The organism is Agarivorans sp. OAG1 (genome assembly GCF_037076485.1).
GTDB classification, from domain to species: Bacteria; Pseudomonadota; Gammaproteobacteria; order Enterobacterales; family Celerinatantimonadaceae; genus Agarivorans; species Agarivorans albus.
This window is the reverse complement of record NZ_AP028990.1, coordinates 928,858-941,986: the sequence shown is the minus strand read 5'-3', so window position 1 is coordinate 941,986 and position 13,129 is coordinate 928,858. Positions and strand designations below refer to the sequence as shown.

The 13,129-nt window shown below is 44.6% G+C and carries 13 protein-coding genes; 5 read left to right on the top strand and 8 right to left on the bottom strand.

Features of this window, described 5'->3' with window-relative positions:
* Positions 1–20: 20 nt before the first annotated feature.
* On the bottom strand, positions 21–734 hold the full coding sequence (locus OAG1_RS04355) for an HAD family hydrolase (protein WP_338624296.1): 714 nt from the start codon (positions 732–734) through the stop codon (positions 21–23).
* A 155-nt stretch (positions 735–889) separates the two neighbouring features.
* On the opposite strand from OAG1_RS04355, the gene OAG1_RS04350 reads away from it, so the two are divergent.
* Positions 890–1,126, top strand: a complete 237-nt coding sequence (locus tag OAG1_RS04350; RefSeq protein WP_016401395.1) for a DUF2375 family protein — start codon at positions 890–892, stop codon at positions 1,124–1,126.
* On the opposite strand, the gene OAG1_RS04345 is transcribed toward OAG1_RS04350, so the two are convergent.
* A complete protein-coding gene (locus OAG1_RS04345; protein ID WP_338624293.1) occupies positions 1,123–2,592 on the bottom strand; it encodes an MATE family efflux transporter in 1,470 nt (489 codons plus the stop codon). The two genes, OAG1_RS04350 and OAG1_RS04345, sit on opposite strands and share 4 nt — an antisense overlap.
* Positions 2,593–2,695: 103 nt before the next feature.
* Positions 2,696–4,963: a 5-methyltetrahydropteroyltriglutamate--homocysteine S-methyltransferase gene (gene metE / locus OAG1_RS04340; protein ID WP_338624290.1), complete on the bottom strand. Its 2,268-nt coding sequence runs from the start codon at positions 4,961–4,963 to the stop codon at positions 2,696–2,698.
* Between the two features lie 269 nt (positions 4,964–5,232).
* Here metE and OAG1_RS04335 point away from each other — a divergent pair, with 269 nt between their 5' ends.
* Entirely contained in the window at positions 5,233–6,156 is a 924-nt protein-coding gene (locus tag OAG1_RS04335; RefSeq protein WP_338624288.1) for a LysR substrate-binding domain-containing protein, read from the top strand.
* 143 nt (positions 6,157–6,299) lie between these two features.
* Positions 6,300–7,286, top strand: coding sequence for a GGDEF domain-containing protein (locus OAG1_RS04330; protein ID WP_338624286.1), 987 nt, complete (start codon positions 6,300–6,302; stop codon positions 7,284–7,286).
* A gap of 56 nt (positions 7,287–7,342) precedes the next feature.
* On the opposite strand, the gene OAG1_RS04325 is transcribed toward OAG1_RS04330, so the two are convergent.
* Positions 7,343–8,116, bottom strand: a complete 774-nt coding sequence (locus OAG1_RS04325; protein WP_338624284.1) for a glycine zipper domain-containing protein — start codon at positions 8,114–8,116, stop codon at positions 7,343–7,345.
* 174 nt (positions 8,117–8,290) lie between these two features.
* Between OAG1_RS04325 and OAG1_RS04320 the strand changes: the two genes are divergently transcribed.
* Positions 8,291–9,232, top strand: a complete 942-nt coding sequence (locus OAG1_RS04320; protein WP_338624282.1) for a helix-turn-helix transcriptional regulator — start codon at positions 8,291–8,293, stop codon at positions 9,230–9,232.
* 15 nt (positions 9,233–9,247) lie between these two features.
* On the opposite strand, the gene OAG1_RS04315 is transcribed toward OAG1_RS04320, so the two are convergent.
* Entirely contained in the window at positions 9,248–9,613 is a 366-nt protein-coding gene (locus OAG1_RS04315; RefSeq protein ID WP_016401402.1) for a hypothetical protein, read from the bottom strand.
* A gap of 203 nt (positions 9,614–9,816) precedes the next feature.
* On the opposite strand from OAG1_RS04315, the gene OAG1_RS04310 reads away from it, so the two are divergent.
* Positions 9,817–10,776, top strand: a complete 960-nt coding sequence (locus OAG1_RS04310; protein WP_338624280.1) for an endonuclease/exonuclease/phosphatase family protein — start codon at positions 9,817–9,819, stop codon at positions 10,774–10,776.
* Here the strand turns inward: OAG1_RS04310 and rarD are convergent.
* From rarD to OAG1_RS04295, 3 genes are all read right to left on the bottom strand, one after another.
* Entirely contained in the window at positions 10,773–11,717 is a 945-nt protein-coding gene (gene rarD / locus OAG1_RS04305; RefSeq protein ID WP_338624278.1) for an EamA family transporter RarD, read from the bottom strand. The genes OAG1_RS04310 and rarD overlap by 4 nt on opposite strands.
* A gap of 80 nt (positions 11,718–11,797) precedes the next feature.
* A complete protein-coding gene (locus tag OAG1_RS04300; protein ID WP_152784385.1) occupies positions 11,798–12,376 on the bottom strand; it encodes a hypothetical protein in 579 nt (192 codons plus the stop codon).
* Positions 12,377–12,466: 90 nt separating this feature from the next.
* On the bottom strand, positions 12,467–13,114 hold the full coding sequence (locus tag OAG1_RS04295) for an HAD family phosphatase (RefSeq protein WP_338624274.1): 648 nt from the start codon (positions 13,112–13,114) through the stop codon (positions 12,467–12,469).
* Positions 13,115–13,129 lie beyond the last annotated feature (15 nt).

Here is a 13,129-nt window from a genome sequence, read left to right as displayed (position 1 = left end):
AAAACCGCCAACCAACACGTTTAAGCTAAACCAATGCACTGATGTAATTGATTTAGTGAGGCTATTGTCCAGTTTACATTTTCCAATGGCAGATATTCAGGTTCACAGCTCTTGCTTCTTTGTAGCCACACACTGTTCATCCCCGCTGCATTAGAGCCTTGAGCATCATTCACCAAGTTGTCTCCCACATAACAACATTGGCTAAGCTCAAGCTTGGCCAATTGCGCGGCTTGCTGAAAAATCTCTGCTTTAGGCTTAGCAACACCAGCCGCTTCTGCGGTTAGAACAAACTCAAAATAATCGAACAAGCCAGCTGCACGTACTTTTCGCTGTTGCATATCTTCTGGCCCATTAGATACTAACGCCAGGCGCCAGCCTTGTTGCTTAAGCTGATCTAAACAAGCCAAGGTATCACCGTACAACACTGTTGCATCGATATATTGCTGCATGAAATATTCGAAAGCCTGCTCAGCAGCTTCAGCACTTAAACTCTTATCTTGCAAAGCCTCGCGCGCGCGGGCTTGGCGCATTTCAGCAGCGCTAAGTTTACCTTGTAAAAAAGCTGGATAATGAAGTTTTAGCGCACGCTTCCAATGACTTAAGGCGTCATCAACTTGCGAGGGATTATATTTACCAAACAAAGCTTTAGCGGCGGTTTCGGTAGCAATTCCGTCATCCACTAAGGTGTCGTCTAAATCAAACATTAGCATCTTGGCTTGGATTGGTTTAATCATCGGTATTCCTTTTATTTTCAGTCAGATTAGCGACAGGAAATAAGAAGTCAACGATTGTTTACAGCAAGTCCTTCTGCCTTCCCCCTAAAAGCTAGTGATCTAATCGGCCAGTGCTAACGTTATATTGAGGCAAAACACAATTGGAAGGACTCATCATGAAAACTCAATCTGTTGGCCTAAGTGATGTTACCGTGCTTTTTTACCCAAGCGACAACCCTTATCAGCTGCAATCTATGCTGTTAAAAGATCAAGTTGTGAATTGCCAAGGCAGAGTGGTGATCCCCAGCAAACACAAGCAGGGAAAAATTATTGTTGCCGTGATAGCCGGCCAAGCCGACTTACTAAACTTACTCGGCGACCGATTTGATGTAAGCCCCTTGTCTGTGGCTTAAGATTTAGCCGCTGCAGTATCTGTAGGAGACACAGTATCTTCCAGATCAGCTTCCGCACACATATAAGCGCGACTAGAACAAAATGGCGTAAGCGGCACACTGGGCTCTAATGGCTGCTCTTGCTCGGCCAATTGACGTTGATGCTTATTGGTGACTCTAGCCACAATATAGAAAGCCATTCGCAATGCCAATAATCCAAATACAACTGTTCCTACTGCTTGGCCACCCAACACGCCCAGCGGCCCAAACCACTGTCCACCTAGATAAACAAAAGGGATTGTGCCTAGAGTTGCTTTACCAAAATTAAGCATGGTAGAGGTGCTTGGGTAACCAAGATTATTAAAGGCAGCGTTAGCCACAAACATCGCCCCATTAAATACAAAGCTAAAGCTTATCCAGGTACAGAAGAAGCCAATAACAGTAGCCGCTTCGCCACCCACGCCAAACACATCCACAATGACGTTTTGCCCTAACAGCAAAATTAATGACACAGCAACAACAAACCCACCGTTAAACCAAAGCGCTTTGCTTAAGGCCTCATGTACTCTAGCGTAATTGTTTGCACCAAAGTTTTGCCCAACAATAGGGCCAATGGCGCCAGATAATGAGAATATCATGCCAAATGCCACCGGCATTATACGCCCAACCACAGCCCAACCCGCTACGTAGGCATCGCCAAAAATAGCAATAGAAGCAGTAACATAGGCATTGCCTAAAGGGGTGGCTACATTGGTCATCATGGCAGGAGCGGCCACCTTTAAGATAGCGCGCAGATCTTCCAACCACTTTTGCAAACTAAAGCCAGCAAACAACTGGTGCTTGTAGACCACTCCAGACAAGGCAACACCTGCAACCACAAAGCGCGCAATAACCGAGGCAATAGCGGCACCAGGTAATCCAAGTCCAAGCGCAAATATAAATATCGGATCGAGTACCGCATTTACCCCGCCGCCAGCCAAGGTAGACCACATCGCCCGTTTAGCATCACCTACCGAGCGCAGTGCAGCGCCACCACTCATGGCCAAACCAAGAATCGGTAGCGAAGGCAGCAAGATTCTTAAATATTGCACTGCAAGTTCATGGGTTCTGGCCTTAGCGCCAATCAAGCTCAATAGCTCTGGCGCAAAATACCAAGCCAAAGCGGCAAAAGCAGCACTAATTAAAAAACCAGTAAATAAGATATTGGTGACTAACTGCTTAGCCCGCGCTTTATCTTGTTGGCCAATCGCTTTCGACACCAAAGCGGTCATCGCAATCGATAAGCCAATAGAAATTGAAGTGGTAAAAAATGCGATAGTTCCGGCGTAGCCTACCGCTGCAGCAAGCTCAGCCTCCCCCAGCAAGCTAATAAAAAACAGATCGGCTAAATCAACCAAAAATAAAGCAGTTAAGCCAATGGCATTGGTGGAGGACATAACAACGATATGGCGAAAAATATCACCAGACACGAACTTTGCCTTTGGCATAGAAACTCTCAAAACAACTGGGTAATTTCTAGTGTAGGCGCTAATCAAAACGAAGTCATTGGCGAAATAGCCCCTTAATTAAAGGGGCTATTGCTGGTTAAATTTAGCTAAAGCTAGCACGTAGCTCTTTGGTTGCTAGTACCATGTTGTTTAGAGCTGCCTCAGTTTCCTGCCAATTACGGGTTTTTAAGCCACAATCAGGGTTTACCCACAAGCGTTGCAATGGGATCCATTGTGCTGCTTTATCGATCAACGCCTTAATATCATCGATGCTAGGAATGTTAGGCGAATGAATGTCGTAAACACCTGGGCCAATTTCATTTGGATACTCAAAGTGCTCAAAGGCCTGCAACAAACTCATCGCCGAACGAGAAGTCTCAATGGTTAATACGTCGGCATCCAATGCGGCAACCGCCGGCATAATGTCATTAAACTCGCTGTAACACATGTGAGTATGGATCTGCGTTTCTGGCTTGGCGCTAGCGGCTGACAACTTAAAGGCCGATACCGCCCAGTTTAAATAGTCATCCCATTGGCTGCGTTTAAGCGGCATACCTTCGCGAATAGCAGGTTCATCAATTTGAATAACTTGAATACCGGCTTGCTGCAGCTCGGCCACTTCATCATTAAGCGCGATAGCGATTTGCTCGGCGATTTGGGCGCGGCTAATATCCTCTCGGGCGAAGCTCCACGTCAAAATAGTCACCGGGCCAGTTAGCATGCCTTTAACCGGCTTGTTAGTTAAGGATTGCGCATAACTGCTCCACTCAATGGTAAGAGGTTTAGCGCGCTCGATATCATCTACAATAATTGCTGGTTTTACACAACGCGAACCGTAACTTTGCACCCAACCAAAGCGGCTAGCAATAAAGCCATCTAATAGCTCAGCAAAATACTCAACCATGTCGTTACGCTCGGCTTCACCATGCACTAACACATCCAAATCTAAGCGCTCTTGACGCTCAATGGCATCCTTAATATGTTGTGCAAGCGCAGCATCATAATCAGCTTGGCTTAGTTGTCCTGCTTTATATTCGCGACGCTGACGGCGAATTTCATTGGTTTGTGGAAATGAACCGATGGTAGTGGTTGGCAAGGGTGGCAATTGCAAACTTTGCTGCTGAATCTCTTGGCGCTGTTCAAAATTTAAAGTACGCTCACGCTCAGCCGGGGTTAAGGCGCTAATTCGCTGCTGCAAGCTGGAGTTGTTTTTCTTGCTAAGGTTTTGCAAAGCGGCGCTGTATTGGCGAGATAGCCGCAGGGCGTCAGCTTCACCGTTTAGCGCTTCATCCAGTATTTGCAGTTCAGATAGTTTTTGCTCCGCAAAAGCCAAACGATACTTAGCATCACCTAAGTCCGTTTCACTCTCTAGATCAAGCGGGCTGTGCAACAAAGAACAAGACGAGGCAAGCCACAAGCGCTCGCCTAAACGAACTTTAAGTGAGCTATAGTTCTCGATAATCTCTGGCAAATTTGCTCGCCATACATTGCGACCATTAATCACACCAGCAGACAGTATCCATGCCTCAGGTAACCAAGTCAGCACTTGCTCAAGCTGTTGTGGAGCAGCAGATAAATCTAAATGCAGCCCGTCTACCGCCAATTGCTTAATCACCTCGGCATTGTCTAACACATCTGCAAAATAGCTGGTCAAAAGCAACTTAGTGGGGCTTAGCTTTGTTTGATAAGCAGCTAACAATGCGTCTTGCCATTTCGAATCGAGCTCTAGGCCCAAGATAGGTTCGTCCACTTGAACCCACTCCACACCTAAATCAGCAATAGCTTGGAAGATCTCGCGGTAAACCGTTAACAACTGTGGCAATAACGACAAACGGTCAAAATCACTGGCTGCTTGGTCGTCATTTTTACCTAGGTACAGGTAAGAAACAGGCCCCAAAATAACTGGCTTAACTGCATGGCCTTGCTCAAATGCTTCGCGAATCTCATCAAACAGTTGCTGCCACTGTAGGCTAAATACGCTATCTTCAGAAAACTCCGGCACAATGTAATGGTAATTGGTGTTAAACCATTTGCTCATGTCTGATGCCGCATGATTACAGCCACAGCCCTGTTGGCCACGAGCAATTGCAAACATGCTATCTAGGTTAATTTGCTCAGACTGATGACGCTTAGGCAGGTTACCTAACAATAATGAGGTATTTAGTACTTGGTCGTACCAAGCAAAATCGCCTACGGTCACCCAAGCTTGACCGCTGTCTTTTTGCGCTTGCCAGTTTTGTTGGCGAATATTTTTGCCAACTTGTAATAACTCTTGCTGCGAAGAGTCACCACGCCAGTAGCTCTCTAAAGCAAATTTTAGTTCTCGTTGCTTACCAATTCTTGGGTAACCCAATACGTGAGTAGTGCTCATATCAATATCCTTTTAGCCGTCTAGATGTATAAATCCATATTGACCAGAGCGAGGCCTCAACACAATTGAAAAGCCATCAAGTTAAATTGAATTTCTCTCAACTCTGCTTAATCCAGTGAAAACTGGTTATACAGAATTAAAGCGATCCCCATACCTATATTGAAAAATATTCATGTTAAGCCATCTAACTTGGCACTTATATGTACAAACAAACCTGAACTACCTAAGCTGCAAATTCGCCCAAACACTTAAAGGAGCTAGTCAGATAAATGTTAGAGATAAAGCATTTACGTTGCATTCAAGCTATTGCTGCTAGCTCTTCTTTAAAATCAGCTGCTGCTAAGTTGTTTATTACAGATTCGGCGCTATCTCACCAGCTAAAAGACTTAGAGCAACGCATCAATAGTCACCTAGTGTTAAGAAAGCAGCAGCCCTTGCAACTTACTCAACACGGCCAGCAACTGCTTAATTTAGCTCAGCAAGTACTGCCTTTAATTGAACAAACCGAGCAACAATTTAGCGCCGCCCAACAACAGCAAACACGTTTAAACATTAGTGTTGATTGTCATGCTTGTTTTCAATGGCTATTACCAGCTTTGCAGCGATTTCAGCAAACTTGGCCAGAGGTAAATAGCCATTTTTGCCAAGATAAAGACTATAACGGCCTGCCCTTGTTACAACGTGGGGAAGCTGACATTCTACTAACGTCTGAAGTAAGCCCAGAGGAGCAAATCCACTTTGAGCCTTTGTTTGAATATGAAATGGTACTTATTTGTCCAGCTCAACACCGCTTAAGCAGCCAAGCGACAGTAAAAGCCTCCCAGTTGAGCCAAGAGACCATCATTAGTTACCCGGTAACGCCACAACGCTTAGACTTATATCGTTACATTCTTCAGCCCAGCCAAGTAGCTGTAAAACAATGGAAACACGCCGATAACCCAGCCATGTTACTGCAAATGGTCGCAGCAGGAATGGGAGTGGCAGCGATGCCTTATTGGGCTGTAGAGCATTATGCGCAGCAACAATTTGTGCACTTGTTGTCGTTTGAACAAGCCTTATGGCGTCCCATGTACGCAGCTTTTAGTAAAAACGCTCAATCAAGTACAGTGCTAAAAGATTTTGTTGAACTTATTTTGCAACAAGCACTCAGCCAACTAAAAGGCAGCAGAGCACTAAGCTTTAAGCATAAATAAAGCGTCAATTTGATTTGACGGATCCGCCAAAAAGAGTTTACTTTTAATAACATAAGGAAAGCTCCCAGCTCGTATTTTAACTTTTGGCATAGGTTTTTGCGATGGTGTCTGACTGGTCTCCAGCAGAGTTTACAGAAAGAAAAATGAGCCTTGTCATGCATTTGGCAGGTTTCATTCCTAGTGCTTATTTTTCAATTACTCATTTAGTTAATGGGGTATTTTGGTACGGTTTAGTGGTACTACCCTGCGCCTTGGCCATTTTAGTTTCGCTATTCTTCTTATTCACCAAACCCGAATCCAACCATTACAAAACTGCCGACGTATGGTTCTTATTGCTAGCCATTCCCCCGGTTTTATTAGCACTAACTCAACCTAATATGCATGGCGAGTTTTTTGTTCCCGCATTAATTTTGGCCTGCTTTATCCACTTACCACTGCAAATGGCAGAGCGCCTTGTATTGGCTGTAAGCATTCTGGCAATAATTCTTGGTGTTCATCACTTAGGTGTTCATCAAGGTATACGATTTAGCATTGGCGTAGTGGCTTCACACATCTTTGCTTGGGGCTTAGCGCGGGTACTGGTAAAACAAAATAACGAACTCAAAGAACTCGCTTTTAAAGACTCCCTAACGCGTTGCTATAACCGCAGAGCCTTGTTTGATGAGCTGCTAAAAGCCACCCAACAACACAAACGCAGCGGCATCAAAGCTAGCATTATCCTTTTAGATTTAGACCATTTTAAAGCCATTAATGACCAACATGGCCATAATGTAGGCGATCAAATACTAGTGTGGTTTGCCCACTTTTTGCAACAGAACACCCGCGTTAACGACCGAGTATTTCGCTACGGAGGCGAAGAGTTTCTTATCATGTTGCATGATGCAGACTTTGATACTGCCTACCAAACTAGTGAGAAGCTAGTAGCTAAAATTTCTAGTTTATTGGCGCCTAACCAACTGTCGATTAGCTTTAGTGCAGGCATAGCTAGCATCAAAGAAAGTGAGAGTATTGATGATTGGATTGAACGGGCAGACCAAGGTTTATATCAAGCCAAGCAAGCGGGGAGAAAGCAAACTTGGCCCAGTCAATTTGAGCGTGTAGAAACCAGCTCACCAAAACAGCCTATTTAAACACGTCGTTTAAATAGGCTAATCACGACTAACGTTAATTTATAAGTATAATTTTATTAGCTGATCTTGCTAAAACGATAAGACTGGATCATTTTCTCTTCACTACCCTGCTGTGAGTAGGTTTCAACAATCCATAGCTGCGGGCTCACCACTCGCAACTCCATGCGCATATTAGCTGTACTAACTTGGCTCAAAGGATAGTAGCTAAAACGATTCATAGCCGCTTGAAATTCCCCGGCATACACAACATCGTTCTCAAGATTTGAAGCGCTCACACTTAACTGATGTCCCTGTTGCAGGTTATAACTTATCGTTGTACTAGCTTGAAATTCAAGCTGTTCACCTGCCACTTCTAGCTGCTCTAGCTCTACCGTAGCAGCGTCACTTTCCATCATTTTACCGCGAGCAAGCCCCTGAGCTTCGATGGTGCTACCATCAGGCTGAATCGCCCAAACGTTTACCTGCCATTGACCCAGTAATTTGTTCAAATGCTCACCTTGATTGGCCGTTGCATTGTCACCATTCATAATCACTGTGTTTGGTTGGGAGATAGCTTCTGCAGTTACGTCGGTTCGACGATTCTCTTGGCTATTCTCGTAATCGCGCATTGCACCACTAGCACCACCAGCCGCAGCACCAACAGCAGCACCTTTCACTGCCAACTCTGCATCTCCAGTAACCGCGCCCATAACCAAGCCCACAACGGCTCCACCTACTGCACCGGTTTTCATTCCTTGGTTAGGATCTGGCTCACCATCCGTTGAGGCACAGCCAGCAAGCATGCTGCTTGCAAGTAAAACGACACTAATAGAGGTTCCGACTTTGTTCATTCAAGATTCTCGTGGTTGCTAAATAATCGGTCGCTAAGATAAATCAAAGCACCAGCTAGCATCAGAGCATGTCAAAAATATTTTTTTATAATCAATGCCTAGCGAGCCCCTTTGGGCGATTCAACAAGTGCTGCTAAAATAAAGCACTTAATAACAATTACTTGAACACTCTATATGGCTAACTACAAGAGCATTGCAGACTACTTGCAGCAAAAACGTAACCAAGCAAACCTAACCCAAGAACAGCTTTGCCAAGTATTAGCGGCCTTTAGCCCAGAATTTAGTGAGCTTGATGCCTTGGCGGTGAGCCGTTGGGAGCGGGGCAAAGTAGAGCCGAGTTTAAATCGGCAATTGGAAATTATTCGCTACTTTGGTGATGAAGCTTATAAAATTTTCACTTCCAGTAGCTTTAGCTCGAAAAACCTTCCCAGCAACCAAGCGATGAATAAAGTCCTTGAAGCTCGAGCCAAGTTTAAACACTACTTAGGTGCTCACCCTTACCTGCCGCAGAGTGAAGAGAATTTTGAACAAATTACTCCGCCCCATCCCCTTACTCAATACAGTGCACAACACCTAAGCAATTACATTGATAACCTCACCTTTGGCTATGAGCAGTGGGACAGCGCTTGGCTCGAGACGCTTCAAAACCATCCCGCTGCAGAGGTAAGTTACTATTTCTACCTCGGTCAACTCGCTGGGCATTGTTTTGCTCTCAAGATAAAACAGCCTTACTTTGAAAAGCTACTAGATAAAAGCTTAGATGAAACCGATATATGCGAGGAAATGCTAGCCAGCAACAATGAGCCAGCCAGCTTATATATTTACTCCATTTACACAGGGCGAGTAAACGCCATCACTCAAGTTTACGAAAACTTGTTTAAAGCCTTCATTATGAACAAGTCATTAAGCTATATAGGCATTAGAATTCGCCGCGACATCGCTTTTGTGATGTTAGAAAACGTACCACACTCCATCGAATCGATAGGCCCACCAAGTGACAACCGTAATGTAGGTATCAAACATAGAGGTAAGCGCTATCAGTACGTAACCTGTAGGATAGAACGACAAGCGCTATTTAATTCACCGGTATTTTTAAATATCTTAAGAAGTGATTAAGGAGTTCTGAAGAGGCTATTGAATAGCCAAGCTCTCTTGCTCTTTGCGCCACAAACGATGTCCACAGGCTAGACAAACACACTCACGGCGGTGATCCATCAGGCTTTCCAAACCATACTCCCAGGTTTGGTCGCTATCGCAATGGATACAACGAATCGTATTAGCATCTTCAGTTTTTTCTGGGTAACGAGTCTGATAGTCGTTTAGCGTGGGTAAACGAGCCCACACTCTTTGACTACTATCGCGGCGATTAAAAAACAGCACTACCGCACCCAGTAATATTAGTAACAGCTGAAACACACCACCTGCCTTGGTTTTTTTTAAGCTTAAGTTCTTAATACCGAACCCAATTTCTGCAACAGATCCTTGCTTAGAAAACATTTGAAATCAACCTACTTGTTAACAAAACCACCATTAACAGCGAAATGCCTGCGGCACAGCTGTTACATATTGTTTACGTTTCCATAACTGCGCATACTACAAGAACTTTGTTACGCTAAAACGACGTGACATGGTAATTTGCCACTTACCGCGTATATACTTATGCCCAGATTTCACAGGGCGCAGAAGGTAACAATAAGCTAATGAATAAGCTAGTAAAATTCTTCTCTATTACTCTTTCTATTTGCTGCCTGCTAGCAGCAGGAGCAATATTGAGCTTGCCGCATCTGCCAGATACCCCTCTAGGAATATCCATAAGCTATTTAAGCCTATTCTCTCCGCGCTGGTGGGCGATTTTACTGGCCCTTACGCCGATTTTGTTTATCCGTCAGCTAAGCAAATGGCAGTACCTAAGCTGGGCACTCTGCGCGGTGGTGTTTGTACAGTTTCAAGATCTTCAGCTTAAGTTGTCTCAGCAGCAAGCTAGCGCCATCACCATTTTGTCTTTAAACAACGGCAATGGCGCAAGTTCACCGCAAATTCGCCAGTTGGTGGCACAGCTAAAACCCGACATAGTGTTTATGCAAGAATCAAAGCCTGAGCGGGTGCAACAAGTCTTTGACGATAGTTGGTATAGCCACTGCGACCACCTTTGCACCGTAAGCAGAACGCCAATTGAACATCAAGGCAGCTTATCGCGTGAAACCTTTGGTGGATTCGGTAAATTTGCGGTGTTTTATCACACCACAATTGAAGGTAAAGAGCTGAGTATCGCCAATATCCATATGGACACCCCAAGGCCAACCATTAACGCCTTAATCCATCGAAGTTTTGAGCCTGAAGCATTCAACAACTTGCACTTTGCGCGCAACATGCAAGCCTCTTTGGTGGCATCTTGGGCTAAGCAGCAAACCAGCTATATAGCTGCTGGAGACTTTAATATGACGGTCCAAGAAAATCTTTATCAACGGCATTTGGCCGGTCTAAACAATGGCATTAACCTAGTAGGCAGCGGAATTAACTACACCAAATACACGTCATGGCACGGCGCAAGAATAGACCACGTATTAGCTTCAGAAGATCTTAGTTTTGCCAGCGCCAGGGTACTTGATTCAGTAGGCGGCGATCACCGCCCAATCACTGCAAATTTAGCGCTACCTTAACAAGTTTTAGGCAGTTTTTTGCGGCTTGCAGTTTGCCGAACACCGCGCCGCAGACCATCTATTGCCAATAACACTAAGGCAAAAATGATCAACATATAAGTTGGCCACTGCTCAGGACTTAAACGCTCACCAAGTAACCAACCCACGCTAAATACCAATACAGGTTCTAAATACCCCATTAAGCCAAACAAACTTAGAGGCAAATAGTTAGAGGCAAGTAAAAACAGTAACATAGGAATGGTACCCGCTACCCCCAGCCCGAAGTAATACAGCCAAGGTGCATAGTTATACAAATTCGAGAGCTGGCTTTGCGCTTCGCTCACGCCATCCCCCATTAGCAAATAAGCACACGCAAGCGGCAATAGCATTAAGTTATCAATAGTAAAAGCAATATGGCTGGGTAAGGGATACTTACGCCGCAACATAAAATACAAGGGGTACCCCAAGGCCACCAACAACACTATCCACGACAATCCATCAGCCATTACGTAAGCGTAAGCAACTCCTACAGCTGCCACTGTTACAGACACCCATTGCAGGCTACTAAGCTGCTCTTTATAAACAAAGCGTCCCACTAATACCAATACTAAAGGCAACGAAAAATAACCCAGCGCAACCGGTAGCGTCTGGCCGTTGGCTGGCGCCCAAATAAACAACCAAAACTGCAAGCCAACTAATACAGCAGCCAGCATCAAACGTGGCCAAGCTCGCCAATTAGCCATCTGCTGAATGAGCAAAGGCAATTGCTTGAAGCAAGCTAACCCTACAAACATCAGCAAACAGCTCCACACAATACGCTGAGCTGCTAGCCAGTTGCCGCTGTTTTCATTTAAAGGAAACTGATGGATATACCAAGGAAGAAAAGCAAACATGCACGAAGCCATTACCGAGCAAGCTAAACCAAAATAAAGACGGGAAGAATGAGAGGAAACTAGCGCCACAGCAGCCACTTAATCAATGAGTTAAACCCTGATTAAGCAGCAATTATGCTATGGCTGCAAGTTATTTGCACAATTTTTAACTAGTGTAAAAGCTTGGTACTAGATGATTGAGCTGATACTTGATGAAATTGTGCTGTGGCAGCCATAGCTTGCCATTGGCTTTGCATTTTTTGATAGGGGCTTAGGCCATTTTGACGCTGAGCGTAATCGTTAAGAATTACACCCCAACGAAACTCATCCATTTGCTGACTAGGTACTTTGCCTTCGCGTTTAGCCATTACTTGAACTAAGTTTTTAAGCTTATCTAGCTGCGGCGCTACGGGGTGGTTTACCCCATCGGTAACCAATACATTCTGAAAATCAGCCAACATATTCTTTTTCAAGGCTTCAATTTCTTCATCCTGTAAATCGGCTACGGCAATGGCCTCGGTCAATAAACGTAGCTGCCAAACTCGAGAAAAGTTTTGGTAATCACGCTTATTTAAATCAAAAAATAGCATTACGTAGCCACTGTTACGCTCTAGTACTGCTAAGCATTCGTGTGAATCTACAGCAAATGCGTGAGCACTCCAGCTATGACGAACAGAGGCATTTTCAAGGGAAGGTAACTCACGAGGAAGCCAAGCTTGCACATCGTTACTGATCTGAATTTCTATCATAATTTGCTCATTACTGATTCTAATAATCTTCAATGAGCAAAAACGATGCCAGCAAATAGCGTCAAATATTTGCTGGCTAGATGAACTCGACTATTTTAGCTCCAGCAAGACCTCACTTAAGGAGTCGCGAACCTTGTGTCCCAAGCGCTTGAGCTCGTCACTAGGTTGAATAAGATCCGGGATCTGATAGACCTGCATACCTGCTGCTACTGCAGCTCTAACTCCGTTTTCTGAGTCTTCAAAGGCTAAACACTTACTGGCGTCAATATTTAGCGACTTGGCGGCTTTTAAGAAAATTTCTGGATGCGGTTTACTATTATTCACCTGACACCCGGTAGAAACACTCTCAAAAAAATGCAGCAAGTCTGCGTTGCCCAACTTAGCTTCAGCAGTAGGTTTACCCGAAGAAGTGGCAACGGCTAATGGAACGCCTTGGCTTGTTAACCACTGCAACAAATCTACCACACCTTGCTTAATCGGTAATGCTTGATCAACAGCCAAGGCATGGTACTTATCCAACCAACAATCACGCAGCCTTGGATAATCCAAGCCCTCGCCGTATCCTTCACAAATGGTCTTTTTAATTTGCTCGGCATTGGTACCAATACAGCTTAGGTAAACCTGTTCTTTAAACGCTAAACCTAGCTCACTACAAGCATGAGAAAAGGTATCGTAAGACACTTGCTCACTGTCGAGCAGCAAACCGTCCATATCAAACACAGCAGCGCTAAAATGCATACAACTCTCCAGTAA

Coding starts and splice junctions, on each gene's coding strand:
- OAG1_RS04330 (WP_338624286.1), top strand. CDS start 6,300: ATGAGCCTTGTCATGCATTTGGCAGGTTTCATTCCTAGTGCTTATTTT.
- OAG1_RS04300 (WP_152784385.1), bottom strand. CDS start 12,376: ATGATAGAAATTCAGATCAGTAACGATGTGCAAGCTTGGCTTCCTCGT.
- OAG1_RS04345 (WP_338624293.1), bottom strand. CDS start 2,592: ATGCCAAAGGCAAAGTTCGTGTCTGGTGATATTTTTCGCCATATCGTT.
- OAG1_RS04325 (WP_338624284.1), bottom strand. CDS start 8,116: ATGAACAAAGTCGGAACCTCTATTAGTGTCGTTTTACTTGCAAGCAGC.
- OAG1_RS04350 (WP_016401395.1), top strand. CDS start 890: ATGAAAACTCAATCTGTTGGCCTAAGTGATGTTACCGTGCTTTTTTAC.
- metE (WP_338624290.1), bottom strand. CDS start 4,963: ATGAGCACTACTCACGTATTGGGTTACCCAAGAATTGGTAAGCAACGA.
- OAG1_RS04320 (WP_338624282.1), top strand. CDS start 8,291: ATGGCTAACTACAAGAGCATTGCAGACTACTTGCAGCAAAAACGTAAC.
- OAG1_RS04355 (WP_338624296.1), bottom strand. CDS start 734: ATGATTAAACCAATCCAAGCCAAGATGCTAATGTTTGATTTAGACGAC.
- OAG1_RS04315 (WP_016401402.1), bottom strand. CDS start 9,613: ATGTTTTCTAAGCAAGGATCTGTTGCAGAAATTGGGTTCGGTATTAAG.
- OAG1_RS04335 (WP_338624288.1), top strand. CDS start 5,233: ATGTTAGAGATAAAGCATTTACGTTGCATTCAAGCTATTGCTGCTAGC.
- OAG1_RS04295 (WP_338624274.1), bottom strand. CDS start 13,114: ATGCATTTTAGCGCTGCTGTGTTTGATATGGACGGTTTGCTGCTCGAC.
- OAG1_RS04310 (WP_338624280.1), top strand. CDS start 9,817: ATGAATAAGCTAGTAAAATTCTTCTCTATTACTCTTTCTATTTGCTGC.